Genomic DNA, 25,801 nt, shown 5'->3' on the forward strand with positions numbered 1-25,801 from the left:
TTGTTGTTTTCTGCTGCTTATCATCTGTTTGCAAATAATTGATTATCAATTATTTGCACAGGGTATGTTGAATAAGAAGCAGTTGACGTATTGCAACCCGCTCAACCTGGACTACGGCTACACGCCCATCCCCAACTTCGCCGAAGCCGGCAGGCACCGCGCCACTGCCGACCCGGTAATTACCTTATACAAAGGCGATTACTACCTGTTCTCAACCAATCAATGGGGCTACTGGTGGAGCCACGATCTGTACAACTGGAAGTTCGTGTCGAAGTCGTTTTTGGAGCCGCAGCACAAAGTATACGACGACTTGTGCGCGCCCGCGGTGTTTGTGCTTGGCGATACGCTGCTGGTCTACGGTTCGACGCAGGAGAAGAACTTCCCGATTTGGATGAGCACCAACCCGAAGGCCAACGAGTGGAAGAAAGCCGTCGACCCGTTTCAGATTGGTGCCTGGGACCCGGACTTTTTCCTCGATACCGACGGCAAGCTCTACCTCTACTGGGGAAGCTCCAATGTGTATCCGCTTTACGGTCAGCAGATTAGCCGCAAAACCTTCGCGCCCATCGGCGAGCGCCGCGAAATGTTTAAGCTCAACGACGCGCAGTTTGGCTGGCAACGCTTCGGCGAATACCTCGACAATACCTTTCTCGACCCGTTTATGGAAGGGGCTTGGATGACCAAGTACAACGGCAAGTATTACCTCCAATACGGCGCGCCCGGCACCGAATTCAGCGGCTATGCCGACGGCGTGCAAGTCAGCGACAAACCGCTGGGGCCGTTCCGGCCGCAGCCTCACAACCCCTTTGCGTACAAGCCGGGTGGTTTTGCCCGCGGGGCAGGCCACGGCAATACGTTTCAGGATGTGTGGGGCAATTGGTGGCACCTGTCCACGATGGTGATTGCGGTGAAGAACAACTTCGAGCGCCGCCTCGGCCTCTGGCCCGCCGGCTTTGATAAAGACGGCACGCTCTACAGCAACACGACCTTCGGCGACTATCCGCATTATTTGCCCACTGGCCCCCAAGACCACTTGAAGAGCCGCTTTACCGGCTGGATGCTGCTCAACTACAACAAGCCGGTGCAGGTCTCGTCGACGCTCGGCGGCTACCTGCCCAATTACGCCGTCGACGAGAGCATCAAAACGTACTGGAGCGCGGCCACCGGCAACAAAGGTGAGTACCTCCAAACCGACCTCGGCAGCGTCAGCACGGTGCACGCCATCCAAATCAATTATGCCGATCAGGATGCCGAATTCCTTGGCAAACAGCAAGGTACGTATCACCAATACAAGCTCTACTACTCGCAGGATGGCAAAAAGTGGACGGTGCTGGTTGACAAAAGCCAGAACAAAACCGACGTGCCACACGACTACATCGAGCTGCCCGAGCCCGTCCGGACGCGCTATTTAAAATTGGAAAACCTGCACATGCCCACCGGCAAGTTTGCGATCAGCGGGTTGCGCGTATTTGGGCAAGGTGCTGGTACTAAGCCCGATATGGTAAAAGGCCTGGTAGTGTTGCGCACCGAAAAAGACAAACGCAGCGCCTGGCTAAAATGGACGCCCTCCGACAAAGCTTATGCTTACAACATCTACACCGGTATCGCGCCAGACAAGCTTTATACTTGCATTATGGTACACGGTCAGAACGACTACTATTTCAAAGGCATGGACAAAGACTTGCCCTATTATTTTTCCATGGAAGCCGTCAACGAAAATGGGGTGTCGCAACGTACGCCCGTGATGGAATCGAAATGACCGGTCCCAACGGAACCCCGTTCTGTCGGTAACCTACGCCGTGCTCTGCACGGCCTTACAAGTGCCCCTAGCCCTACTTTTTATAATTCCCACTTTACCCCATGAAACGAATTTTCCGTACTGCCCTGCTGCTGTCGCTGGGGCTGGTGAGCCCGCAAGTGCAGGCGCAGAAACCAGGTGCAAGCGCCACGGCCAGCGATCAGAAAATGAATCAGTTCGTTGCTGATCTGATGAAGAAGATGACGCTGGAAGAAAAGATCGGTCAACTCAACCTCGTGTCCGTTGGGTTCGACGTCACCGGACCCGTCGTCAGCAAGGATGTAGACGCAAACATTCGCAAGGGCTTGGTCGGGGCTGTGCTCAACACCTACACGCCCGTGGCGGCGCGCAAGCTCCAGCAAATGGCCGTGAAGGAGTCGCGCCTGCACATTCCGCTGATCTTTGGCTACGACGTCATCCACGGGCACCGCACCATTTTCCCGATTCCCTTGGGGCTTTCGGCTAGCTGGGACCTGCAAGCCATCGAGCGCAGCGCCCGCATTGCAGCCGAGGAAGCCTCAGCCGACGGCCTGAACTGGGTGTATTCGCCCATGGTGGATATTGCCCGCGACCCGCGTTGGGGCCGCATTGCCGAGGGCGGCGGCGAAGACCCGTACCTGGGCTCCCTGATCGCGCGCGCCATGGTGCACGGCTACCAAGGCGACGACTTGAGCAAGAACAACACCGTGATGGCCTGCCTCAAGCACTTTGCCCTCTACGGTGCCGCCGAAGCCGGCCGCGACTACAACACCACCGACATGAGCTTGCAGCGCATGTACAACGAGTACCTGCCGCCCTACAAAGCCGCCATCGACGCGGGCGTAGGCTCGGTGATGAGTTCGTTTAACGACGTCAACGGCATTCCGGCTACGGGCAATAAATGGCTGCTAAACACCTTGTTACGCGATGAGTGGGGCTTCAAAGGCTTCGTGGCCACCGACTACACGGCCATCAATGAGATGATGGCGCACGGCATGGGCGACGAAAAGCAGGTATCGGCGCTGGCCCTGAATGCGGGCGTAGACCAAGATATGGTGGGAGAGGTGTTTCTGAAGAATCTGGCCCAAAACCTGAAGGAAGGTACCGTCAAGCAGGAGCAGATTGACGTGGCCTGTCAGCGCATTCTGGAAGCCAAGTACAAGCTCGGCCTGTTTCAGGATCCGTACCGCTACGCCAACGACAAGCGCGCCGCTAAAACCCTGATGAGCAAAGAGTTCGTTGAGGCATCGCGCGACATTGCGCGCAAGTGCATGGTGCTGCTCAAAAACGACAAGAACGCCTTGCCGCTGAAGAAGTCGGGCACCATTGCCTTGATTGGCCCCTTGGCCAACCGGCAGCGCGACATGATTGGCAACTGGAGCGGCGCCGGCGACTGGAAGCAGGCGGTTTCGGTGGAGCAAGGCATCAAAAACGTAGCCGGCAACGCCGTAAAAGTCGTGTATGCCCAAGGCGCCAACATCGCCGACGACCAGCAGATGATCGACCGCCTGAATGCCCACGGCGGCGAGCTCAACATCGACAAGCGCGCCCCCGAAGCCATGATTCAGGAGGCCGTGCAAGTGGCGCAGGGAGCCGATGTGGTCGTGGCCGTGGTAGGCGAGTCGCAAGGCATGACCGGCGAAGCCGCCAGCCGCGCCGACATTGGCTTGCCGGGCCAGCAGCTGGAGCTACTGAAAGCGCTAAAGAAAACCGGTAAGCCGCTGGTAATCGTGCTGATGAGCGGCCGCCCGCTCACGTTGCCATGGGAAGATAAGAATGCCGACGCCATCCTCGAAACGTGGTTTGCAGGTACCCAGGCCGGCAACGCCATTGCCGACGTGCTGTTTGGCAGCTACAACCCCTCGGGCAAAATCACGGCTACCTTCCCGCAGACGGTCGGGCAGATTCCGTTGTACTACAACCACAAAAACACGGGCCGCCCCTTTGCCGGCGTGGCGCTGGATAAGTATAAGTCTCGTTATCTGGACGTTACGAACGATCCCTTGTATCCCTTTGGCTATGGCCTGAGCTACACTACGTTCACTTACTCCAAGCCGGAGCTTAGCAAAGCCACGATAAAGCCTTCGGAAGCCCTGGAAGTCAAAGTCAACCTGAAGAACACCGGCAACTACGACGGCGAGGAAGTGGCCCAGCTCTACATCCGCGACATGGTAGGCTCCAGCAGCCGCCCCGTGAAAGAGCTGAAAGGCTTTCAGAAGGTTTTCCTGAAAAAGGGCGAGAGCAAAACCCTCACCTTTCGCCTAACGGCCGAAGACCTGAAGTTTTACAACAACGATCTGAAGTTTGTCGCCGAACCTGGTGATTTTCAGGTATTTGTAGGTGGCAACTCCCGCGATGTGCAGGAGGCTAGCTTTAAGCTGGAGCAATAAAGAACATCAACTGCATCACGGCTGGCATTACACGCAGGCTGTGGCGCGGACAGGCAATCAGGGTCGGGAGGCGGCTACGTCTTCCGGCCCTGATGGCTTATTTCAGAGGTATACTTGCCTTTCACTATCATTCATTCCATTGACTTTTACTTCCATTCCCCGTCATTATTTTTCTAACGCTTTAGGGACAATTGCTTATGTGCCTGATGCTTACGTATGCTTGCGCTGGTCTGGGCAACCCTTGAACAGTTCCGAACTCCGTGCCCTTTACATTCACACTCGCAACCTGATGGAGCACCAGCATCTATGCTGCCTGCTGGCGGACCATCGGGCCATGCTAGCTGCCCTGGACTCGGCAGACCAAGAATGGCTGCTGACCCAATGGGTGCCCGAAACGGTGTCGCGCACCTGCTATACTCACTACGCTGTGTTGCCGGCACTCGAGCCGGCCCATCGGCTGCACACGGATCCGGTGGTGCACGATTTGCGTCGTCGCCTTTCCGTTGCCCTCTTCGAGAATCCTGATCAAGCCGTTCGCTGGCTCCAGACCGCCTAATTATGAAAAGCCGCGCATGAACTTCACGCTCTTGCCTTGGCTGCGTCAGCGCTTCGACCTGGCCCACGACATGGCCGAGCCGGCCGACATTGTTGCGGATGTGGACGAGGGCATGCGTTTCCGGGGTACCAACCTCTGGGTACTAATCTTTGCTATCCTAGTTGCGTCGGTTGGGCTCAACGTCAATTCTACGGCGGTCATTATTGGCGCCATGCTCATCTCGCCGCTTATGGGCCCGATTGTGGGCATTGGCTTTGGGGCGGCTACCCTGGAGCTCGGTTTAATTCAGCGCGGACTTAAGAACCTGTTTATTGCGGCTGGCCTGAGTCTGTTGGTATCGGCGCTGTACTTTCGCCTCACGCCCCTCACCGACGCTGGCTCCGAGCTACTAGCCCGCACCACACCTACCACTTGGGACGTCCTCATTGCCCTATTTGGCGGGGCGGCAGGAGCAGTGGGGCTCACCCGCCGCGAGCGGGGCAACGTCGTGCCGGGGGTGGCCATTGCTACGGCTCTCATGCCGCCGCTGTGCACGGCGGGCTATGGGCTGGCTACGGCACACTGGGCGTTTTTGCTGGGCGCGCTGTATCTTTTCTCCATCAATTGTGTGTTTATCAGCTTGGCTACCTTTCTGGTAACCCGGCTACTGCCTTTGCCACGTCATGCCTTCGTCAGCCGCCAGCGGGCCCGGCGGGTGCAGTTCGGCATATGGGCCGCGGCATTGCTTACAGGGGTGCCGAGTGTGTACTTGGCCTCGGGAATTGTGCAACGAACGGTTTTTTCGCACAACGCGCAGCGATTCGTGGACGAACAGCTTAACCTGCCAGGTACGTACGTGGTCACGCGTCGCATTGCGGCGGATACGCGCTCCATCAACGTACTGTTGGCTGGCAAGCGCCTTTCATCGGACCAACTGCAAACGGCCCGGCTGGCGTTGCGCCGCTACCGCCTCCCGAGTGCCCAGCTCACCGTGCGCCAAGGCTTGGCGAAGCTTGATTCGGCCGATGCGCAGACCATGCGCAATAGCTTGCTCGAAGATCTGCGCAGCCGTAACGAACAAACCTTGGCCGGCTACGAAGCCCGTTTGGCGCAGCTGCAGCAAGTGCTCACCCAAACCGATGCCTCTGCGGTAACGGGGCTTCCTGCGGCTCCGGCGTTGCTACGCGAAGTGCAGGTCGAGCATCCTGCCGTACGCCAGCTTGGCCTGAGCCGCCTTGTGCAGCCCGCCACCGATTCGCTCCATGCCGATACGACTGTCGTGGTAGCCGTAGGGGTAAAGCGCCCGCTGCCGACTGCCGAGCAACAGCGCCTGCGCCAGTGGCTGACTTTGCGTGCGGGTGGCAAGTACACAGTGGAGGTATTGATAAAAACCGGTGTTGCTAAGTAGCTTGTGGTGAAGCATTTGTAAGGCATCCGTGCTGTTGTACTGGCTAGGCGGCAATGCTTCTTGATGCGGTCGCGATTTACTTCTCTGCTGGCTGGGCAGAGGGGCGCAGGGCCGGGGACGGCGCCGGTTGCGCCAATGTTTCGCGCAGAAAACCGGTTTTTAAGTGTTCATACAGGGAGTGTGGATCGACTAGAGAGGCTACGGCCTGCGCCATCATGCCGCTGAGCAACAACTGAAAAATGGCCGAGTGGCGGTCTGTCATTTCCAATACCAAAATGGCCGCCGTAAACGGAGAGCGCACCACTCCCGTCAAAAAACTCACCATGCTCACCAAGATCAGCAGGTTGCGGTCTTCTAGCGGCACTCCACCTACCCGACTCAATAAGTCGCCTAGCACCGCCCCGGCACTCAGAGAGGTGGCAAAGATGCCGCCCGCTCCGCCCCCGCAATAACTTAGGGCCATGCCGGTAAAGCGCACCAGAAACAGATACCAGGGGGTGTGGCTGTCGTTTTCAAACAAGAGCCGGTTGATGATGGGCTTGCCCGTACCTACCCCTTCTGCGCCTACCAAGTACGCCAGCACTGCTAGCAACAGGCCGCAGCCTACTACCCACCCTACCTGCTGAGCAGTGGTTGCGAAGCGGCGGCGGTAATTGCCGAGCCATAGCAGGGTTTTGGCAAACAGTGCGCCCGCCAGCCCGCAGAGCACGGCTACCAAGGTTACCGTAATCAAAAACCAACCGGCATGCGCTGTGACTTTTGGAAAACCCAAGTACAGATAAGGGCCCTGCAGGGCTTGTGCCGTGAGGCCAGCCACGATCACTGCCGAAAATACGGCCATGCGGAAGCGGGCCATGTGCATCTGGGTGAGTTCTTCTACTACAAACACAATGCCTCCTAACGGCGTGTTGAATGCCGCCGCCAGCCCCGCGGCACCGCCTGTTACGAGCGCAATCTGCCGGGAAAGTTGGGGCCAGCCTGCGGGTTGTAGTCGGTTGATGGCCCGGAAAATCGCGGCGGCTATCTGAATGGTGGGGCCTTCACGTCCGATAACGCCGCCGCCCAGCAGCAGCGCCACGCTGCTCAGTATTTTAACGAAGGCCACGCGCAAGCTTAGCAGGTACCCTATGCGGGTGTGGTGGGCCGGCGTTGACAGTTCTATGCCTGCCATAACCTGCGGAATGCCACTGCCACGGGCCCCCGGAGCCCACCGTTGCACTACCGCCCACGACACGAGAAAGGCGACTGGCGTCAAAATAAAAGCCAATAAAGGTTCGTGGCGTAGCCAAGCGAAGCTCGTTTGCTCAGCCCACACGAATAGCTTCTCATAGCCGACGGCCACTATCCCTGTTACAACGGAGGCAAACCAAAAGGGAAAGCTTTGCAGAATCAACCGGCGCACGCGGTCGGTGTAGAGCCGGCGCAGCAGGTGTTGATCCAACCAAGCCAGCACGCGTGCGTAGCGGGTCAGAGAAGTAGGCATGAGGCGAAAAAAGGGGGTGTCGCCCCTTAATACTCCACAACGGATTATTTCGATATCTAAAGAATAAGTATAATTTTCTTCTTAATTGTAAAATACTGATTGCTAATTACTTATATAGAATATAAAATGTTTTCTTCAGACCAAACTAAGGATTTGAGCTGTGCTATGATTGTGAACTGGGATGCTATTGCTAAAACCCAAAACGGAGCTCGCCTATTGCGCGTACCTCACCAGAAAACCGCTCCGCCATATGAAAACTCCCGCTGCCTACAACCTGCTCAAGGTTTCGTCCCGTGCCCCGCATAATGTTCACAAAGAAGAAGTTGAGCGGGAGCTCCGGCGCATTCGCCAAGACTTAGTGGAGTTGCAGGAGCGGCTATACGCCGAAAACCGCCGTAGTGTGCTCGTGGTGCTGCAAGGCATGGATGCCAGCGGCAAAGACGGTCTGATTCGGCGCGTGTTCAGCGGCATCAACCCGCAGGGTGTGCGCGTAGATGCCTTCAAAGAACCCACGGACGAAGAGCTGTCCCACGATTTTCTGTGGCGCATTCACCGCAAAACGCCCGGCCACGGCATGATTCAGGTGTTCAACCGCTCGCATTACGAAGACGTGCTCGTGACCCGGGTTGATAATATCATCGATGACGAGGAAGCCCAGCGTCGTTTTGAGGCCATCAACGCTTTCGAAACCCTGTTGCAGCAAGCCGGCACGACCATTCTGAAGTTCTACCTGCACGTTTCGGAAAAGGAGCAACGCGAGCGTCTCGACGAACGCATCAACGATCCGTCCAAGCAGTGGAAATACGATGCCAGTGACCAGGGCAAAGCTTCGCAATGGCCACAGTACCGCGCCATGTATGAAGATGTGTTTGCGCACTGCAACCCGCCCACTTGCCCTTGGATTCTGGTTCCTTCCGACCAAAACTGGTACAAAGCCTACGTGGTGGCCAGCACGCTACGCCATGCCCTGCTGGAAATGAATCCGCAGTATCCCAAAGCTAAAACAGAAAGACCTAAATAATTGATGATCAATTATTTAGGTCTTTCTGTTTTGATTCGATGCTCATTTGCTACTCTATCGTGCCGATGCCCTCCGGCGCTGGCTGCACTGGCTGCGCCTGCCGCGGCAAGTGCAACGACGATTCGCGGATCAGCAGTTCGGGCTTCAGAATAATATGCGGCGGGGTGTACTCCGGGCCGCGCTTGAGCAACTGGAGCAACAAGCGCACGGCCGTTTCGCCCATCTGCTCGGCTCGCTGATCGACGGCGGTGAGGCGGGGGCGGGTCATGTTGGTGAAGGGGTCGTTGCTGAAGCACGCTATTGCCACATCCTGCGGCACCCGGAGCGACTTTTCTTCCAGTACTTCCAAAGCCCCAATGGTCGGGATGGCATAGGCCGCAAACACGCCGTCGGGCCGCGTGGGCAGGCGCAGCAGCTGCTCCATGCCTGCCCGTCCCGATTCGTTGTTCAGGGCCGGCAGTGAATACACAAGTTCTTCTTCCACAGGCATTCCGTGCGCCTGCAACGCCTCGGCGTAGCCTCGATATCGGTTACGGCTAGTGTTAAGGTGTTGAGGGCCAGCTAGATGGGCAATGCGCGTGCAGCCTTGCTCGATCAAATGTGTAACGGCGCGGTACGCCCCCTGAAAGTCATCCAGGATGACGGCTGTGCTGTTGGGCCAATCGGGTACGCGGTCGAAGAACACAAGGGGCGTACCGGAGTGACGTGCCTGCTCGAAGTGTTGAAGCTGGTCCTCGGTGGTGGCCGAAAGCGACACCAAAATGCCTTCGACCTGCGCGGCCAGCAGTGTTTCGATGTTGCGCTGTTCGCGTTGCAGGTCTTCGTTAGACTGGCACAACACCACGTTGAAACCCGCTTGGCTGGCTACTTTCTCAATGCCGTTCATCACGGCCGGGAAGAAATAGCCTTTGATGTGCGGTACGATTACGCCCAAGGTCTTGCTATGGCCTTTGCGCAGCGCCGCCGCCATGTGATTAGGCAAATAATTGAGTTCCTGCGCCAATTGCCGGACGCGCACTTTGGTGGCTTCGCTGATGTCTTTGTGGCCAGCCAATGCCCGCGAAACCGTAGACACGGATAAGCCCAACTGCCGGGCAATGTCAACTATGGATACACGCTTCTGTGGATTAGCCATACGGGAAGTCGGTAAGGTAAAAGAGGTAAAAGCAATGCAACGAACACGCTACCTGTAAAGAAGAAAAGCCTACGTGCAAGCTGTGTATATGCGTATGGTTATTTTAAAAAACTGGGGTATTTACAACAAAAGACCCCCAATCGATATGGCAATATCGGAATTATTGACCTTTTTGTTGCAAGCTCCCCTTAAATCCATTGGTTAAGGAAGCTACTTATTCTTTCTTACTACAGTTGCGCAAACAACATCGAAAAACCAGGGCCATAGTAGCCTTGGCTTACTGCTTAACGCTTACCGCCCGAAGGTTTGGTATGGATGGGGAAAGATGTAAAATTCAGTGAATGTTAAAATAATTATACTGTGGTTTCACACCGCGTCTTTTGTAATCTGAGTGGTATTGCTATCCTGCACTTGGGTTTAGAATATATTTTTCTTTGATATTTGTATTATTCTTGTGGATATCTACATTTATGCCAAGATCATAGCTATTGTTTCGGCTACTTAAAATCTCAAGTGCTATTTAAACTAATTGTGTCTTATTTATAAGTTATTGACTCGTAGTATGTCGAAATACAAAAACAGCTGTAGCTGTACTACAGCCCAACCTCCACGGGTTGCAAAAGAAGGCTTGCTTCTGAGGCTGTGCACGCATGGGTGTGGCTGCTTGATTCTGCTCCTATTGCTCTCCACAGCCGCGCTTGCCCAAAGCGAAAAGCGGGCACCCATCAAAGAAGGCGTCAAGTCAAAGCTCGCCGACCAAGCCCCAGTGAAAGAGAAGGAAGCGGCGCCGCTTCCGCCGAAAAAGCTGGAAGAAGCGTTGCGGCTGCTGCTGTCTGTCGCCTCCAAAGATTCGGCCCAAAATGCCCAGCGCCGTTTTCGGCCGACCGAAATTGAGGGATTAGTTATTGATCAGACTGTCAGTAAGATAGGCCACGATTTTTACGATGTGTTTTTTGGCCAGTGGGACCCGCCTAGCGACTTAGGCGACTTTACGGTGGTGGTGCGCGAAAAGCCCGGCCGCGGCAATAACACCTTGGTTTCGGTCGAAGTAAACGAGAGCGAACTGCTGGAATTGCCCTTGCCACCGCGCTATGAAGACATCGAAGCGGCCGCCCTCTACAGCATGAGTGTCGCCGTGGATTTTTTGGTCAACTCACGCAACATCAGCCAGCAGCTCGAGCAGACTGCCGATAATCCCGGCACTGAAGTTTTTTAACTGACGGCCGCCTTTCTTCTCTCAACCTTCCTGTTTCTATTATTAATGAAAGCAAATCTACTTCATGGGGCGTTGGTAATGAGTGTGTTAGCGATAAGCGCGCATAGCGCCGCCGCTCAGGACTTCACGTACAAAGCCAAAAATCCGGCTTTTGGCGGTGATACGTTCAACTACCAATGGCTGCAAAGCTCGGCCCAAGCCCAGAACTCCACAAAAGACCCGGCGGCGGCCAGCGCCACCGCGGGCTTTCAGCAGGACCCACTGAAGCAGTTTCAGGACAACCTGAACCAGCAACTGCTGGGACAATTGGCGCAAAAGCTGGTCGGTAATCAGTTTGGCGCAGGCAACGAGCCCCTCAAGGCTGGCAATTACAACGTGGGCAGCTATCAGATCGGCGTCACGCCCAATGGCGGCGGCTTTTCGATCCGGATAACGGACACTAGCACAGGCAACCAGACAACTATCACAATACCAGCTATATAACTTTTATACTGCCTCGTTTGCGCATCATGCTCCGCCCCACCCACCGTTACTTATTGCTGCCGTTATTGCTTTTGCTGAGCGTCGGTGGCTGCGCTCCTTATCTGCACCAGCGCCTCACCGAAAGCCGGGCCCGGATTGGAGCCGAGATCGAATCTAGCGCGGTGCTGCGGCAATTGCCCGAGCCCAGCGAGCGAATCGTAGTGGCTGTATACAAATTCCGCGACCAGACGGGCCAGTACAAGCCGACCGAAAACGGTGCCAGCTTTTCGACTGCCGTCACGCAGGGTGCGACCAGCATTTTGCTGCGCGCCTTAGAAGACTCGCGTTGGTTTAACCCCATCGAGCGTGAAAACCTAGGTAACCTGCTCAACGAGCGTAAAATCATTCGTTCCAGCCGCGCCGAATATTCGCAGATGACTGGCAAGCCGGAACCCGCTCTGCCTTCGCTGCTGTTTGCGGGCGTCATTCTAGAAGGGGGTATTATCTCATACGACGCCAACATCATGACCGGCGGGGCGGGCCTGCGTTATTTTGGTGCCGGAGCTTCGGGCCAGTATCGCCAAGACCGAGTGACGGTGTATCTGAGGGCCATCAGCACCAGTACCGGCGAGATCCTCAAGACGGTTTACACGACCAAAACCATTCTGTCGCAGCAAGTTGACGCGAGCTTGTTTCGGTTTGTAAAGTTTCAGCGCCTGCTGGAAGCCGAAACCGGCTTTACCTACAACGAGCCCACCGAAATGGCTGTGAAAGATGCCATTGAGAAATCGGTGCAGGCACTTGTGTTCGAGGGGATTCAGGAAAAGCTATGGGCGCCGCGCACGCCCGGCGATGCCACACAAAATGCTCTGAATCAATATTTTAAGGAAAAGAACGAAAACCAGCAGATTGATGCGCTGGGCCGCACGCAGCACGACCGACGGGGCCGCTTCGGGGTGGGCATCAGCGGCGCCACCGTCCGGTACACCGGTGATCTGAGCGCGCCCCGGTTTCGGGCCGGAGCCGAGCTTTCCCTGCACTACCTGGGTGCGCCCGGCAGCCCTTGGTCGGCCAGCGTGACTCTAGGCCGGTTTCAGTTGGGAGCCGGTGACTTTTACCGCGAAACCTTTAACTACGCCGAACTGACCGGGCAATACCGTTTGTACCCGCGCGATCGGGTTACGCCATACTTGCTGGCCGGCGCTGGCGCTACGGCACGTACCCAAGCCAGCACGAGTTCCCGAGTACTGCCGCATGTCGTAGCCGGGGCCGGCCTTGAAGTGCTGGCTACCGACCGGCTGGCTTTCGGACTGGGCATTGATAATCACTATTATCTATCCGACAAGCTGGATCGCGTGAAGCGGGGCAAGTACAATGATTTTTACTGGAGTGGCCGCGCCAGCCTTACCTTTTACTTAGGGCGCCCAGCGGTCAAAAAGCCGCTTAAATAAGGCCGGCCTGTGAAAAAGCACCTGTTTCGCGGAAGTTAAAAATAGGGTAAGTAGCTGATTGTTATAGGATTAACATCTATATAATTTATTTTATAAAAAATTTAACAATTTTATACATTAACGGCTTTGTATTTAAATATTCACATATATATTTGCATCATTCCTCCGGAGGGAATAACTATTTATTAGTTAAGTGCCACAAGATGCAGGTGCATCTGAAGGTTAGTGCCTTCTTCAAAACCCCTTTATTATCCCACCACACGTTCCATGAAAAAAGTTACATTCTTCGCCGCTGCATTATTTGTGACCGGCGCCTCTTATGCACAGAGCAACACCCAAAGCTCGTCGTCTTATGGTAATAACAACCGCGTGACCGTCAGCCAGGTAGGCAGCGGCAACACGGCTACGGCCCGGCAAAACGGCTTCGCCGCCCCCGGCAGTGCTACCGGTGACTACAACCAAGTTGACCAGACTCAGTCGGGCACCAATGGGTCGGTATCGGTAGAGCAGCAAAACGGCAGCCAGACTTCGGTGCAGATGCAAAGCGGCAACCGAAACACCGCTTCCATCCGGCAGGGCGACAATATCTCGGCCAACGACGCTACTACCAACAACTACAACAAGGCTTACCAGTACCAGACGGGCGGTGAGCGCAACAGCGCCTCCTCGCGCCAGCTGAGCGGTAGCAACACGTCCACCCAAACCCAAACCGGCGGCGAGCGCAACGTGGCCGACGTAGAGCAAAGCTGGGATCAGGGCAACAAGGCCACCCAAACCCAAGTTGGGGGCGGCGGCAGCGTATTCGGCTCTAGCCTAGGCAACGAAGCCCGCATTTTGCAGAACGGCGCGCGCAACACGGCCACGCAAACCCAAAACCAAGGCCTGCTCAACAAAGCCAGCATTACGCAGGATGGTCTTGCCCATGACAATACTGCCACCCAGACGCAGAATGGAAGCATCAGCAATACTGCTACCATCAAGCAACTGGCCAACTCTTACAGCAACACGGCTACGCAAACGCAAGGCGGACTTGGTGGTAATACTGCTTTGATTACGCAAGAAGCTGGTGCTCACAACAATACGGCTACGCAAACGCAGAACGGTAGCAATAGCTCTGTGACGATCACCCAGGCAGCCGGCGTATCGGGCAACAAAGCCACGCAAACCCAGGAGTCGTTCTTCTCGTCCGCTACCATCAACCAGCGCAGCAACAACAACACTGCTACGCAGACCCAGTCTGGGATTAGTGTTGGTTCTAAGGCCATCATCAACCAAGAAGCAGGCTCGGGCTATGGCCAAGCTACGCAGACCCAAGGTGGTCTGGGCGGCGGCAACTCGGCTTACATCGTGCAGCAGAGCACGGGCAGCAGCGCTTCCAATTACAACATGGCCAGCCAAGCGCAAACTGGTTCGCTCAACCTAGCTGAGACCGCACAATTCCTAACCGGCAACTCCAGCACGGTGCTGCAATCGGGTGTTGGCAACACAACTACCGTACGCCAAAACGCGCCGGCTGGCTTTGTGTTCCCTTCAGGCCACTAGTAGAGCGTTTAGCCGCTAACGGCTTAAAATAGATAGCACCTCACACATCGCCGGATTTGTGGGGTGCTATTGCCGTTAGGGAGAATAAAATACCTGTGATGGCACATATTTGCGTAAAAAATGCCTTATTTTTAGACGTAAATAGTAATAATCCGATACGGGTACTAGCAGTATTACACTCATCAGGCTTTATTCTGCCGATATGAAAACACGATTGTATGGGTTACTTACGATAGCCGGATTAGCGGTGGGTCTGCATCAAGCACATGCCCAAGCCTCCCCAGAGCGGGAGGGCATCAGCGCCGGCCAGCAACTCGTCGAAAAGATAGGGAATACGGCCCCGCTCCTGACGCCCAGCGTTACAGTGCCCACCAACCCGCTCAACCAAGCCCTGCTGCTGCAGCAAGGCACCGGAAATACGGGTTCTATCTCGCAGACGGGTAACAACTTGCGCACCACCATCACGCAGATTGGGGCTGGCAATGTCGCCGTGAGCAACGTTACGGGCCGCGGCACTACTTCGGAGATCGTTCAGAATGGTTATAATAACTCTGTAGAACAGCAACTGGCTGTGGATCAGCGCAATTACTCGGTTCAGCAGCTCGGCAACAACAACCAGCTGAAGCAGGTGGAAACGGGCACCAACACGAGCTTCCCAACCGGCTACGGCGTCAAAATGGAAGGCAACGGCATCAAGATGAATATTCAACAAGGCAATATTTATCGTCAGCCGTAACCCGTTTTTGTGAGATACTTAAGGCTTCGGGTAGGAAACTGCTGCCCGGAGCCTTATTTCAAGTTAGTTGTATGTAATTGATAATAAGATACTTATGAAACATCTATTGTTCTCAATAATTCCTTTCTTGGCCGCTTTTGCGCAGAAGGCAGAAGGCCCCGCCAGTTGCAAGGCCCAACTGGAAACTCACCTAACCGGCGACAACCTAACCATCGTAGGGCACTGCCAGAACCAATCGGCGCAAACCGTAACTCTGCGCTACGAGCTGCTCACCGATAAGCGCGGGCAATCTGGCACGTCGCATAATACGCAGTCGGGGGCGGTGGCGGTGGCTTCTCAGCAAAGCGCTGTGCTCTCCCAAACCACAATCAACGTGGCCCCCACCGATTTTTACAAAGTAAAGCTGCGGCTGCTCGACGCTCAAGGGACGGTAGTGGCTGAAGATTCTTTGGTGCATCACCCTGTAGCTTCCCGGCCTTAAATACACTTTCCGCATGCCGCCCCAGCGGTTTGTTTTCCTTCCTACCCCGTCCCTGTTCCCTCCCCACCGTAGTATGTTTATTTTATTTCGCACCCTTGCCCGCCTGTGCGTGCTGGTGCTGGTATGCCTCGCTATAACCTCCTGCGAAGACAATACAATTGAACCCTCCCGTTACGGCGCCCTGGAAGGCGTAGTGCTCGACAGCCGCACCAACGCACCCTTGGCCAGCGTGGTCATTACGACCAGCCCGGCTACTTCTTCGTTCACCACCGATGCGCAAGGCAAATTCTCGCTGCCTAACCTCGCCACCGGCAAATACACTGTAACGGCCCGCAAAACCGACTACACCGCCGAAAACGCCAACGTAACGGTGGAAGAAGGCACGCCTACTTCGGTGACTATTGTGCTGGACAAAGCTTCTGGCTCCAACCGTCGTCCTAATAACCCTTTTAGCCCTACGCCGGCCGACAAAAGCACCGGGCAGGTAGCCGCTAATCTACAGTTGAAATGGCGCGTTTCGGACCCCGATGGGAAAAGCGACTCGTTGCGCAATGACGTGATTCTCTACGAAAGCAACTCGACTGATCGGCGCTTGGTGCTGTCCAACTCGCGCGATACGACCGTCGCCGTGACCGATCTGAAGTATAACACTACCTACTACTGGCAAGTAACGGTGCGCGACAAAGCCGGCGAAGTAGTACGCGGCGACATCTGGAGCTTCCAGACCAGCGCTTTACCTGACAATCGCTTCCTGTATGTGCGGGAAGTCAACGGCAACACCGACATCTATTCTTCCGATAATGCGGGTGGGGCGTTGCAGCGCCTTACCTCCTCGGCCTTCATCGAAACGGCCCCGCAACTGAGCCCCAATCGCGACCGCATTGCGTATACTTCCAACGTGACAGGCCAGTTTCAGCTCTACACCATGAACCGCGACGGGTCGGATGCGCGCCGGGTTTCGGTGCTGTCCGTGGATGGCTACAACAATGCTGGCTTGGGCTACCACTGGTCGCCCGATGGCTCGCAGCTTATTTACGCGCATTACAACGAGCTCTACCGCATCAACCGCGACGGCACAGGCCTAACCCTACTGGCCACCGCGCCGGAAGGGCGTCACTTCCGCGAGTGCGACTGGACGGCCCAAGGCAACCGCATCGTGGTTCAGACGGTGGGCACCAACATCTATGATTCGGAGCTGTACCTGATGAACGCCGACGGCTCCAACCGCACCTTGGTGCAGGGCAATGCGCCCGGCCGCCTCGATTCGCCTACCTTCAGCATTGATGGTCGCCAGCTCCTGTACACCCGCGACGTGGCCGGCTTTGATAACGCCACCGGCCGCCAGCTCAACGCGCATGTCTTCCTCCAAAACCTCGACGGCTCCGGCCTGACCGACTTATCCGCTGCCAGCACCAGCAATGCGTCTACGACCTCGGGCAAACCGGCCGGCACCAATGACTTATTTGCTCGCTTTTCGCCGGATGGCAGCAAAGTTATTTTCGTCAACTCAATTAACGACAACCTCAGCGCGCCCGAAGTCTGGACCATGGACCTGGACGGCCGCAACCGCACGCGCCTGTTCCAGAACGCCACACTCCCTGATTGGCGGTAGGTTTATAAGTATTTGATTTTTAAGTAGTTGATAGGGATTATTTCCGTCCTTCTGCTGGGTTGCAGCACTGCTAGCCCGCAGAAATAACCCAAACGCCCCCGCCACTTTCCGAAAGTGCGGGGGCGTTTGGGTTAGCAGAAACAGGGTTTAAAATCCGGTTGCCTAGCGGTTCTGCCGGACCACGTTAACGTTGTCTTTTCCCTGTTGAATAACAGCGCTGGCGTTACCTGTAGCCCCTTGGTAGGTTTGAACATTGTTCATCGAACCCGTCTGAAATTGGTGCGCGTAATTAGCATCCCCAATCTGACTGATGTATCCTATATTATCGTATCCAATGCCAGACTGCTGGAAGGCGGTATTATTACTGCCAAACTGCTCAACAGTGGCGTAATCGCTACCTACCTGTTCTTGAGTGCTACTGTTATAATTACCCGTTTGAGTGGCGCTGGCTTCGCGCCCGCTTATTTGAGCTTGTGTTGCTCTATTGTAGCTGCCCATTTGAATAACGGTAGCACGAACTGACGAACCGGAGTTCTGTGTTTGCATGCTAGTGTTGTAGCTGCCAGCTTGCAGCGCATAAGCGCTTCCTCCCAAGCCAAAGTCCTTAGTTTGAATTTGCGTGTTAGCATTATGGTCGCCAGTTTGGGAAAGAAAAACTGAAGAGTAATTGCCTTCTTGTGTCTGCGTGTTGATATTGTGGTTTCCCGTTTGGTTAGTTGAAGCCACATTTGTCGAGCTAATTTGCGACTGAATGCTGGCGTTGTAGTTTCCTGCTTGGTCCAAGAAGGCTCGGTCACGGAAGCCTATTTGGGTCTGAATAGCTATGTTGTAATCCCCACTTTGAGAAGCGTTTACGCCGGTAAAATTGCCTGATTCGACCTGCGCGATTTTATTGCTCGCGCCCTTTTGAGTAGCTTTAGCTTCAGCATACCCTGAATTGCTTTGGGTTTGGGTGATTTGATTGAGTGTTCCATTTTGCGTTGCAAAAGCACTACCGTTTCTTCCTGCAAAGCCACCAGTGCTAATGCTGTTCGTTAGTGTGTTTTGTATTTGCGTGATTTCGTTTAGCGATCCCACTTGCGTAGCTCCGGCCGAAGCTTCTCCAGCCTGCATAACGGTCACTTTGTTAGCCGTACCGATCGAGGAAGAATGTTGCTCGTTATTTTGGGCGTACGTTGCCGTAGCTACCAAAGAGGCAGCTAATAAAATGGATAGGTGTTTCATGAAAATTTAATGGGCTTGAATTTTAACTATAAATTTTGTTCTCTTTTATAGAGGTAAACAATATATAGTAGAATGATTATAAGTCAATAAACTTCAAGAATAAGATAACCCAGCTAGTCAAAATCTTTTAAAGACGCTGGGGGTGCGAGTAGCGGCTGAACTTGGTAAGTACACGGTGTATTATTGCCGTCAAAGGCAGTGTAGCTGCGTAAGCAGGACTGGCTTGGCCCTTTATTTCCTTTCTATTTTGTTTCTTGCCATGCTTATTGTTCGTCGCGCTTCCACCTCCGATCTGCCGGCTATTCTCGACATCATTCGAAGGGTAGTGCCGCTAATGCAGGCCGTGGGTAATTTTCAGTGGGAAAGCAGCTATCCCAACGAGACGGTTTTTCGGCAAGATATTGAGCAGCAACAGCTTTGGGTAGCCGAGCTAGATGAAAAAGTTGTGGGCGTCGCGGCCCTTACCACCGACCAAGACGCAGAATACGCGCAAGCCGATTGGGATGCCACGGCGCCGGCAGTCGTTACGCACCGGCTGGCCGTTGCGCCCGATGCTCATGGGCGCGGCGTAGCAGCTGCCTTGCTTGCACAGGCCGAAAAGCTGGCCGTGGAGTGGGACTTGCACCGGCTGCGCGTCGATACCAATTCCGAAAACCAAGCTACCCAGCGTTTATTCCCGAAGTTGGGCTATCGTTTTGCGGGTGAAATTTCCCTGGGCTTCCGACCTGGTTTACGGTTTTTTTGCTACGAAAAACAGCTTGCTAAATAGCTCATCAATAAGCTATTATACTTACATGATTTGGAGTGCTTCTGTGAGTGGTTTACTGCCTTCTGGAAAACGTTGAGCGGCGTCATAACAGATAGGAGGTAGGCATCGTACCTTTCGGGCTTGACCACTTTTCCTATGAACAAATCGCTGCCCGGATTTCTGCAAATAACCTATCGCGACGATTTGGACGTGATGGTGGTGCGCTGGCTGCGGCAGGCCGAAGTGCCGGAGCTACGCCAAGGCTACCTAGCCATCTTGGAGGCTGCTACTGCAGTGGGCTGTCGGTATTGGCTGCTGGATGCCCGCCGTCGCCGCAACACCGACCAAGTGGCGCAGCGCTGGATGCTAGAGGAGTTTCTGCCGGCCAGCACGGCCCAACTCCATGGCCGCCTCTACATCTGCTACCTACTGGCTCCCGTATCGTTGCGCGATGCGGAAGCGGACGGCGCCTTTCCGCCCGCTATCTTTTTCGCCGATAAACCCTACATGGGCGAGCGCTTCATCGATGAAGGCGAAGCCATCGGCTGGCTGCGTCAGTGCCAGCAACAAGAGTTGTTAGTAAAATAAGTAAGTGATTATTAATCACTTATACGCCAGTAAATTTCCGCAGAATTTCGCGTAAGCGAGTCAGGTAGTGCGTAGGGGGTGGGGCAACGCTGGTTTCGAGCACAGGCTCAGCCGGGCGCGGGGCTGCTGGCGCGGGCTTGTGCACTGGGGTTTTGGAGGAGAACCGGGTAGCAACAGTTTTTCGGATGCTGGTGCGGGCTGGTTTGGCGGCTACTACCTTCGGCACGGCGAGGCGCAACGAAAGCGTCGGGTTGCCGTCGAGGCTATAAACAGGCTGATTATCAGTTGATTCGTTCTGATAATACTCAATTACGCGGGCGTAGTACGTCTTGCCCGGGGTAAGATGGCTAACGGTAGTCGAAGCGCCAGCGGCATCGGCCACCACAAAGTTGCCCCGGCCGAGTGTGTCGCCACTACTAAAGCTGCCTTTGGCCGTGTAGGCCACGCCGTCGAGCGGAAAAGCATCTACGGGGCTGCCTTCTTTCATCACAACCAAGCGGCGGGTGCCGCTGCCGCTGGCCCAGGTGAGCGTTACTGCCTGTGGCCCTGCGGGCACTGCGGCAAGGCGCGTGGCGTTTAGCTCGGGAGCAAACAAATCGTGCGTCGGCCAGGCGTTGGAGCCGTTGATGCAATCCCAGCCAAGGTCTTCGAGGTCGTTCCAGAAGCGGTTGGAAGGCCCGCGGCCGTTCAGCAGAATGGCCCATGTGTAGCCCGCCGACGTGCGCACCACGCAGCTAGCTGTGCCGTCGAGGCTGCCGGTGTGCCACCACGTGTTGTTTTTGTTGACCATCCAGCCCTTCGCATAATGTCGTTGGGCGGCGGAGGCTTGCGTCATGGTGTCGATGGTACCCGGGCCCAGCAAATCGGGGCGCGTAGGCGAGCCATCGACGGCCAGTACAAAACGCACCAGATCGCGGGCCGAAAACACCCAGCCGCCGTGCGCATTCATGGCCTCCAGGTTGCAGCCGCCGTAGGGCGTCTGCACGTCTTTGCGGGTGCCGTAGCAAGAGCGGCTACGCGTTTCGCTGAAGTATTCGCTTTCGCGCTCTAGCTTGTCCGCCAGTAAGTTATGGCCCAAGTGAGCTTCCTGCACGCCGCTGGGTGTCAGTAAGTTACTGCGTACCCAGGCTTCGTAGTGCTGGCCCGTTACGGACTCTATAATCTTGCCCAGCACGAGGTAGCCAATGTTGGAGTAAGCAAACCGCGCCCCCGGCGTGAAGTTGAGGCCCTTGGCCAGCAGAAAGCGCACGAGCGTCGAGTCGCCTACGGGGTTTGGGACGTGCAGCACTTTGGCCACGTGCAACGGAAAATCGATGGGGTCGGAGCTGCCGTAGCCATCGCAGGCCACTTCGCGGTTCCAGCCGGCGGAATGCTCCAGCAGATTCCGCACCGTAATATTATAAATGCGCTTGTCGGTGATGACGCTGCTGTAATACGGGCTGTTGAGGTAGCCATTGGGCCCGAACGCTTTGTGATCGAGGCTGATCTGGCCACTTTCCACCAGCTTCATGATGGCTACCGCCGTGACGGGCTTCGAGATGCTGGCTACCCGCAAAAGGTTATAGGGCTGCATCGGCACGGTGCGCTGGAGGTCGGCGTAACCGAAAGAGCGGGCATACACCAGCTTGCCTTGCCGGGCAATGGCAACCGATGCCCCCGGAATTTTCCAGCGTTGCATGAAGGCTTGAACGGTAGCATCGCAATTGGCTAATTGCGGGACGGGTATCCCTGTTTGCGCAACTGCCTTGACAGTTAGCAGGCCCAGGAATAAGGCCAATATCTTCTTCACAATGCTTACCTGGCAAAGAGTTCTAACACAATGCTTTCTGCCCCCGAATAGCTACCGGCGGCACAGCAAGTTTATTATATTATTTCTATAGTTTGGTAATGAAATTGCAACAATAAATATGAATTATTGATGAATTTTTCTCTTTCTAAAAGACGCTTTGCTACCTATCTTCAACATAGTGACTGCTAGAAGATTAGATGTGGATATTTTGGCTGGAAAACGTAACCAAAAAACTACTGATAAAAAGAGGGCGGCTTTATATCAAATATGATTTATCTAATGTAAGGCTGCCTTTGGGGCACATGCACTTATTCACCTCCGTCGCGGTAGCAAAAAGCGGTCATACGAAGCGAGGACTGCTATAACTCTTTGAATTTCAGGTCTAAGCAAATCGCTTGGATGGCTTCTGCGCCGGTAGCTGCAATCAGGTATAGGAAGTCTTCGAAGCCACCGTACATAGCGCCGGTTTCGTCCATAAACAACAAGAGTTGGTTGTTGTAGGCCTGCCCCACCACGCAAAGCTGGTGCTGAGGAAGCCGGGGCGCATACTTTTCGGGCACCCAAAATGCGTCGTCGGAACCCAGGGCCCGCAGGGCGTGGAAATGCGCCGAGGTCAGGCTGCCGTCGTGGCGTACGAAATGAAGCAGCAGGCCGCCAAACTCACTCAAGAAGCCGTGCACTGCCCGATTCCACGGAAGTCCTTCTCTTTCAATTACTTCCTGATACTGAGAAATGTCGGTGCTTCGGCCCTGATACCAACCCGCTTCTTGCAGCGCCTGCTCCACATCTTCAGCAAAAGCAATCATGCTCGTCTCGGTTTGAGGACTTTTGTCTAAAAGGTAAGCCCTTGCTTACAGTGCAAGTGTACAGGGTAATACAGACAAAGCTCAACTGTTGCCGAAAAAATGCACAATCTGTTTCGGACCTACACCGCGCTGGGTTATGGAGGCGTATCGGTAAGACAGGTGTGCTGATTTCAAAAGAATATTGGATGTAATGAATTGGTAATGAGATTTTTATGAATTAGCGCGTAGCAGGCAGCTCAGGTGTTGACCAACAAAAAAAGAGCGGAATCCGGGCCGCGCTGTGGCCTGAATCCCGCTCTTTTTCGGATGAAAGCACGCTGCCGCCAAGGCCGCTAGCCCTGCCACTGGCCAAATTTCCCGGCTCGGTATTCCTGGTAAGCCTGCTCGATTTCAGCTTCCGTGTTCATTACAAAAGGACCGTAGGCCACGATGGGCTCCCGGAAAGGGTGGGCGTGACCAAGCAGCAGCACGGCATCTTCCAGCGCCTCGATGTGCAGGTCGTCGCCGTCGTAGTTGAACTCGGTCAGGCGACGCGCTTCGGTTTCCTGGCCGTTGACGCGCAGCTTGCCCCGAATGGTGTAAAAGAAGATCGTATGGTCGGGCGGAATGGTCAGGTCGAGTTTGCCGCCTGCCCGGAAGTCGATGGTTGCCAAGCTCATATCGGTGAGCGGCTGTACAGCACCCGCGGTGCCTTCCCAATTGCCCGATACGGCATGAATGGTTACGCGGCCGTCGTCGAGCGTGGTACTCGGAATCTCTGGCTGCTGCAACCCGATGTAGCGCGGTGCTACCAGCTTGTCTTTGGCGGGCAGGTTTACCCAGAGCTGCAAAATCTCCAGCGGGCCGCCCGTCTGCTTAAACGCCGGTGACGATATTTCGGCATGAATCAGGCCGCTGCCTGCCGTCATCCACTGAATGCCGCCCGCCCGGATAATGCTTTCGTGCCCGCCCGTATCTTGGTGCATGATGTCGCCTTCCAAGATGAAGGTCACGGTCTCGAAACCACGGTGCGGATGCGGTCCAAATGGAAGTCCTTGGTTATTAGGGCGATATGTTTGGGGCCCGTGATGATTCAGAAACAGAAACGGATCGAGGTGCTCCACCGACTGTGTGGGCAAAGCACGGTAGGTAACCAGATCGGCGATGGGGGCGCTCACGGCGCGGTGTTGTTGTTTGATGGTGCGCATACACTTGGATGTAACGAGTTGGGGCAACTCGGGTAAATACGCTTGCCGTCCCGACAAGTCGCGGCGGACCTGCATTTTTCCGTCGGCGGCGAGCGTGTCCGCTGCTAACAAGCAAAGCAGGCATTGGTTGGCCCTCGCGCTGCCGGTTGAGCGCTTCTGTCTTCTATTAAATAGAAAAGCAAAACGCGCCGCTCGTAAAGCACGAGCGGCGCGTTAGGTTGCCGATGACTTTTTATGGGCGCGGGTCAGCCGAGGCTAGCTGCGGTCGCGACTGCCAAAGTCGCGGTGGTTATCGGTGCGGCGCGAGCCCTGACCTGGGCGGCTCATTTGGCGCATGCGATCCTGGCGTTTGGCCTCAAACTGAGCGTATTGCTTTTTCGAGAGCACATCCTTGAGCTTTTTGTCGGTGCTTTCGTGGATGCGCTTGGCTTCGGCCATCGTCTGGCTGCGGTCGCGGCCCGAGCGGCTGTGCAAGGCCTGCATCTGCTGGTGTTGGTCCTGGAAGATCTTCTCCAGCTTGCTCTTTTGCTTGTTGCTGAGGTCGAGTTCCTTAGCGAGTTTGTCAGAGCGCTCTTTGCTCCGGTCCTGGTTTTTGTCGTGGTCCCGGTGCTGCTCTTGGCCAGCAAGAGGACGCAGCTCAGCGGCAAATGAGTTGCCAGCAAACGACGTAGAAAGGCTTAGGAGCAGGGCGAGGCCAAAAAGTTGCTTTTTCATGATAGCGTGTGAAGTTGAGTGGGGAATCAGTGGTTATCAGAACGTTGTGTTCTGCCAGACTTTATTCAAACCCAGTGCCCAAACGCCTCCTGCCTACCCTGCATTCTCCCAATTGCCCGCAAACGCCGACGAGTTGGCGCTTTTACTCGGCTGAAAGTGCAGGCAGAACCAGCGCCGTATCAGGCCCGCAGCAACTGCCGCTCATAAAGCCAGTCAAAAATCACCTGATCGACGGCCGACACGGCAGGGCGGTCGCGGTAGGTTAGCCATACTACCTCCTCGATTTCGGCGGCGGGCTGCAACGTGCCCTCGTAGCGGGCACTGTAGCAGGTCATCATTACCAAGATGCCCTCGGCGTGGCCGTGGGCTTGGGCCCGAAAAGTACCCTCGTAGCAAAGGCTGCCCGTGGTGAGCTCGACCGTGAGCTCCTCCCGAATTTCCCGTCGCAACGTCTGCTCGTCCGATTCGCCAGCTTCGCGCTTGCCACCCGGAATGTAGTACCGATCCTTGCCGCGGCTGCGGGTGCTCAGGAGCTTGCCGTCGTGCAGATGCAACCACGCTATTTTATCAATTATCTGCATATGTATTTGATAATCAATATATTATAAAAATAGTTATTCCAGCCGGAAAGTGATGGGCATGGTAAAGGCCACATTTACGGGAATGTGGTTTTGGTAGCCCGGAATAAAGCGTGGCAATAGATGCAGCACGCGCTCGGTTTCTTCGTCGGTGCCGCTGCCCAGGCCTTTCACAATGCGGATGTCGCGCACCCAACCCGCCTTATCAACCACAAACGACACAAATACTTTGCCCTGCACGCCCTGGTGCAGCGCCTGAGGTGGGTACTCAATCTGGGCGTTGATGTACTTGAGCAACCCCCGCGTACCCCCCGGAAAACGGGGCATCACCTCGGCGGCGGTGTAGGTATTGTTGGGGAGGGTAGTATCGGCGGGCAGGGCCGGCTCTAGCTGGTACGAGATGGCCTCGTACGGTTCCTGCATCAGCTGCTCGGTAAGGGGCGTACGCAGCAGCAGAAAGCCTGCCACCAGCAACACAATGCCAATGGCTATATAACTGATTATCTGAATCTTGTGGCTTTTGGCCAATTGCTTGTTCGCGTGCTGAAGCTTGTGCGTGGTATGCCGCAGTTGCTTTTCCAATTCGCTGAGGCGGGCGCGTAGGGCCTGTTCGGCATTCCGGTCAATCAGCGCCGACGGAATGGCACCGGGGCGCAGGGAAATGTCGTGGCTACGGCGCCGTATCGGGTCGGTGAGCACCTCATAAGCCTCCTGCACTTCCCGAAACCGCTCGGTGAAGAAAGGTGTATTATGATGGCGATCTGGATGTAAGTGCTTGGCGTAGAGACGATAAGCTTGCTTTATCTGCTCCGCGCTTGCTGACGTCGGCACGCCAAGTACCTGATAATAATTAGGCATCAATAATTCAGCACTAGTGAATAGAACCGCAAACGTAAATATAAATAAAACAAGGAAGGC

Annotated in this window: 23 protein-coding genes; 14 read left to right on the forward strand and 9 right to left on the reverse strand. The window is 55.3% G+C overall.

Annotated features, from left to right (window positions below; genetic code table 11):
- Positions 1–64 precede the first annotated feature (64 nt).
- The 4 genes from FHG12_RS08840 (at position 65) to FHG12_RS08855 (ending at position 6,110) form a co-directional block, all read left to right on the forward strand.
- Entirely contained in the window at positions 65–1,759 is a 1,695-nt protein-coding gene (locus FHG12_RS08840; RefSeq protein WP_230471336.1) for a family 43 glycosylhydrolase, read from the forward strand.
- Positions 1,760–1,860: 101 nt separating this feature from the next.
- The gene (gene bglX / locus FHG12_RS08845) at positions 1,861–4,167 is read left to right on the forward strand and encodes a beta-glucosidase BglX (RefSeq protein ID WP_139515388.1); all 2,307 of its coding nucleotides are present in this window, start codon (positions 1,861–1,863) and stop codon (positions 4,165–4,167) included.
- A gap of 241 nt (positions 4,168–4,408) precedes the next feature.
- Entirely contained in the window at positions 4,409–4,723 is a 315-nt protein-coding gene (locus FHG12_RS08850; protein ID WP_139515389.1) for a hypothetical protein, read from the forward strand.
- Between the two features lie 16 nt (positions 4,724–4,739).
- A complete protein-coding gene (locus tag FHG12_RS08855) occupies positions 4,740–6,110 on the forward strand; it encodes a DUF389 domain-containing protein (protein WP_139515390.1) in 1,371 nt (456 codons plus the stop codon).
- A 76-nt stretch (positions 6,111–6,186) separates the two neighbouring features.
- Here FHG12_RS08855 and FHG12_RS08860 read toward each other — a convergent pair whose 3' ends face one another.
- On the reverse strand, positions 6,187–7,593 hold the full coding sequence (locus FHG12_RS08860; protein ID WP_139515391.1) for a chloride channel protein: 1,407 nt from the start codon (positions 7,591–7,593) through the stop codon (positions 6,187–6,189).
- A gap of 250 nt (positions 7,594–7,843) precedes the next feature.
- Here FHG12_RS08860 and FHG12_RS08865 point away from each other — a divergent pair, with 250 nt between their 5' ends.
- Positions 7,844–8,614: a PPK2 family polyphosphate kinase gene (locus FHG12_RS08865; protein ID WP_139515392.1), complete on the forward strand. Its 771-nt coding sequence runs from the start codon at positions 7,844–7,846 to the stop codon at positions 8,612–8,614.
- Positions 8,615–8,663: 49 nt separating this feature from the next.
- On the opposite strand, the gene FHG12_RS08870 is transcribed toward FHG12_RS08865, so the two are convergent.
- Entirely contained in the window at positions 8,664–9,749 is a 1,086-nt protein-coding gene (locus tag FHG12_RS08870; RefSeq protein WP_139515393.1) for a LacI family DNA-binding transcriptional regulator, read from the reverse strand.
- 664 nt (positions 9,750–10,413) lie between these two features.
- Here FHG12_RS08870 and FHG12_RS08875 point away from each other — a divergent pair.
- The 7 genes from FHG12_RS08875 (at position 10,414) to FHG12_RS08905 (ending at position 17,249) form a co-directional block, all read left to right on the forward strand.
- Complete coding sequence (locus FHG12_RS08875; RefSeq protein ID WP_165699350.1) at positions 10,414–10,965, forward strand: CsgE family curli-type amyloid fiber assembly protein; 552 nt, start codon at positions 10,414–10,416, stop codon at positions 10,963–10,965.
- A 45-nt stretch (positions 10,966–11,010) separates the two neighbouring features.
- Entirely contained in the window at positions 11,011–11,448 is a 438-nt protein-coding gene (locus tag FHG12_RS08880; protein ID WP_139515395.1) for a curli production assembly/transport component CsgF, read from the forward strand.
- A 26-nt stretch (positions 11,449–11,474) separates the two neighbouring features.
- Positions 11,475–12,878: a CsgG/HfaB family protein gene (locus FHG12_RS08885; protein WP_139515396.1), complete on the forward strand. Its 1,404-nt coding sequence runs from the start codon at positions 11,475–11,477 to the stop codon at positions 12,876–12,878.
- 267 nt (positions 12,879–13,145) lie between these two features.
- Entirely contained in the window at positions 13,146–14,420 is a 1,275-nt protein-coding gene (locus tag FHG12_RS08890; protein WP_139515397.1) for a hypothetical protein, read from the forward strand.
- A gap of 202 nt (positions 14,421–14,622) precedes the next feature.
- A complete protein-coding gene (locus tag FHG12_RS08895) occupies positions 14,623–15,156 on the forward strand; it encodes a curlin repeat-containing protein (RefSeq protein ID WP_139515398.1) in 534 nt (177 codons plus the stop codon).
- A gap of 94 nt (positions 15,157–15,250) precedes the next feature.
- Positions 15,251–15,637: a curli-like amyloid fiber formation chaperone CsgH gene (csgH, locus tag FHG12_RS08900; RefSeq protein ID WP_139515399.1), complete on the forward strand. Its 387-nt coding sequence runs from the start codon at positions 15,251–15,253 to the stop codon at positions 15,635–15,637.
- A 73-nt stretch (positions 15,638–15,710) separates the two neighbouring features.
- Positions 15,711–17,249, forward strand: coding sequence for a carboxypeptidase regulatory-like domain-containing protein (locus FHG12_RS08905; RefSeq protein WP_165699351.1), 1,539 nt, complete (start codon positions 15,711–15,713; stop codon positions 17,247–17,249).
- 162 nt (positions 17,250–17,411) lie between these two features.
- Here the strand turns inward: FHG12_RS08905 and FHG12_RS08910 are convergent, their stop codons facing one another.
- Positions 17,412–18,473 carry a hypothetical protein gene (locus FHG12_RS08910; protein ID WP_139515401.1) on the reverse strand — a complete coding sequence of 354 codons (1,062 nt, stop codon included), beginning with the start codon at positions 18,471–18,473 and terminating at the stop codon, positions 17,412–17,414.
- A gap of 259 nt (positions 18,474–18,732) precedes the next feature.
- On the opposite strand from FHG12_RS08910, the gene FHG12_RS08915 reads away from it, so the two are divergent.
- Positions 18,733–19,242 (forward strand): GNAT family N-acetyltransferase, encoded by a 510-nt coding sequence (locus tag FHG12_RS08915; protein WP_139515402.1) that lies wholly within the window; start codon positions 18,733–18,735, stop codon positions 19,240–19,242.
- A 135-nt stretch (positions 19,243–19,377) separates the two neighbouring features.
- Complete coding sequence (locus tag FHG12_RS08920; RefSeq protein ID WP_139515403.1) at positions 19,378–19,809, forward strand: hypothetical protein; 432 nt, start codon at positions 19,378–19,380, stop codon at positions 19,807–19,809.
- Between the two features lie 19 nt (positions 19,810–19,828).
- Here the strand turns inward: FHG12_RS08920 and FHG12_RS08925 are convergent, their stop codons facing one another.
- The 6 genes from FHG12_RS08925 to FHG12_RS08950 all read right to left on the reverse strand — a co-directional run bounded on the left by FHG12_RS08925 (position 19,829) and on the right by FHG12_RS08950 (position 25,741).
- A complete protein-coding gene (locus FHG12_RS08925) occupies positions 19,829–21,487 on the reverse strand; it encodes a serine hydrolase domain-containing protein (RefSeq protein WP_139515404.1) in 1,659 nt (552 codons plus the stop codon).
- 470 nt (positions 21,488–21,957) lie between these two features.
- Complete coding sequence (locus tag FHG12_RS08930; RefSeq protein WP_139515405.1) at positions 21,958–22,404, reverse strand: SUKH-3 domain-containing protein; 447 nt, start codon at positions 22,402–22,404, stop codon at positions 21,958–21,960.
- Positions 22,405–22,736: 332 nt separating this feature from the next.
- Entirely contained in the window at positions 22,737–23,591 is an 855-nt protein-coding gene (locus FHG12_RS08935; protein WP_139517739.1) for a pirin family protein, read from the reverse strand.
- A 255-nt stretch (positions 23,592–23,846) separates the two neighbouring features.
- Entirely contained in the window at positions 23,847–24,305 is a 459-nt protein-coding gene (locus tag FHG12_RS08940) for a hypothetical protein (protein ID WP_139515406.1), read from the reverse strand.
- A 179-nt stretch (positions 24,306–24,484) separates the two neighbouring features.
- The gene (locus FHG12_RS08945) at positions 24,485–24,886 is read right to left on the reverse strand and encodes an NUDIX hydrolase (RefSeq protein WP_139515407.1); all 402 of its coding nucleotides are present in this window, start codon (positions 24,884–24,886) and stop codon (positions 24,485–24,487) included.
- Between the two features lie 33 nt (positions 24,887–24,919).
- A complete protein-coding gene (locus tag FHG12_RS08950) occupies positions 24,920–25,741 on the reverse strand; it encodes a TonB family protein (protein WP_139515408.1) in 822 nt (273 codons plus the stop codon).
- Positions 25,742–25,801 lie beyond the last annotated feature (60 nt).

Origin of the sequence: Hymenobacter jejuensis (assembly GCF_006337165.1) — a bacterium.
GTDB classification, from domain to species: Bacteria; Bacteroidota; Bacteroidia; order Cytophagales; family Hymenobacteraceae; genus Hymenobacter; species Hymenobacter jejuensis.

Bases quoted from the DNA above. Each gene is read 5' to 3' on its own strand.
- FHG12_RS08915 (WP_139515402.1), top strand. From the start codon at position 18,733: ATGCTTATTGTTCGTCGCGCTTCCACCTCCGATCTGCCGGCTATTCTC.
- FHG12_RS08865 (WP_139515392.1), top strand. From the start codon at position 7,844: ATGAAAACTCCCGCTGCCTACAACCTGCTCAAGGTTTCGTCCCGTGCC.
- bglX (WP_139515388.1), top strand. From the start codon at position 1,861: ATGAAACGAATTTTCCGTACTGCCCTGCTGCTGTCGCTGGGGCTGGTG.
- csgH (WP_139515399.1), top strand. From the start codon at position 15,251: ATGAAACATCTATTGTTCTCAATAATTCCTTTCTTGGCCGCTTTTGCG.
- FHG12_RS08950 (WP_139515408.1), bottom strand. From the start codon at position 25,741: ATGCCTAATTATTATCAGGTACTTGGCGTGCCGACGTCAGCAAGCGCG.
- FHG12_RS08925 (WP_139515404.1), bottom strand. From the start codon at position 21,487: ATGCAACGCTGGAAAATTCCGGGGGCATCGGTTGCCATTGCCCGGCAA.
- FHG12_RS08930 (WP_139515405.1), bottom strand. From the start codon at position 22,404: ATGATTGCTTTTGCTGAAGATGTGGAGCAGGCGCTGCAAGAAGCGGGT.
- FHG12_RS08885 (WP_139515396.1), top strand. From the start codon at position 11,475: ATGCTCCGCCCCACCCACCGTTACTTATTGCTGCCGTTATTGCTTTTG.
- FHG12_RS08945 (WP_139515407.1), bottom strand. From the start codon at position 24,886: ATGCAGATAATTGATAAAATAGCGTGGTTGCATCTGCACGACGGCAAG.
- FHG12_RS08940 (WP_139515406.1), bottom strand. From the start codon at position 24,305: ATGAAAAAGCAACTTTTTGGCCTCGCCCTGCTCCTAAGCCTTTCTACG.
- FHG12_RS08840 (WP_230471336.1), top strand. From the start codon at position 65: ATGTTGAATAAGAAGCAGTTGACGTATTGCAACCCGCTCAACCTGGAC.
- FHG12_RS08880 (WP_139515395.1), top strand. From the start codon at position 11,011: ATGAAAGCAAATCTACTTCATGGGGCGTTGGTAATGAGTGTGTTAGCG.
- FHG12_RS08890 (WP_139515397.1), top strand. From the start codon at position 13,146: ATGAAAAAAGTTACATTCTTCGCCGCTGCATTATTTGTGACCGGCGCC.
- FHG12_RS08935 (WP_139517739.1), bottom strand. From the start codon at position 23,591: ATGCGCACCATCAAACAACAACACCGCGCCGTGAGCGCCCCCATCGCC.
- FHG12_RS08870 (WP_139515393.1), bottom strand. From the start codon at position 9,749: ATGGCTAATCCACAGAAGCGTGTATCCATAGTTGACATTGCCCGGCAG.
- FHG12_RS08905 (WP_165699351.1), top strand. From the start codon at position 15,711: ATGTTTATTTTATTTCGCACCCTTGCCCGCCTGTGCGTGCTGGTGCTG.
- FHG12_RS08910 (WP_139515401.1), bottom strand. From the start codon at position 18,473: ATGAAACACCTATCCATTTTATTAGCTGCCTCTTTGGTAGCTACGGCA.
- FHG12_RS08920 (WP_139515403.1), top strand. From the start codon at position 19,378: ATGAACAAATCGCTGCCCGGATTTCTGCAAATAACCTATCGCGACGAT.
- FHG12_RS08895 (WP_139515398.1), top strand. From the start codon at position 14,623: ATGAAAACACGATTGTATGGGTTACTTACGATAGCCGGATTAGCGGTG.
- FHG12_RS08860 (WP_139515391.1), bottom strand. From the start codon at position 7,593: ATGCCTACTTCTCTGACCCGCTACGCACGCGTGCTGGCTTGGTTGGAT.
- FHG12_RS08855 (WP_139515390.1), top strand. From the start codon at position 4,740: ATGAACTTCACGCTCTTGCCTTGGCTGCGTCAGCGCTTCGACCTGGCC.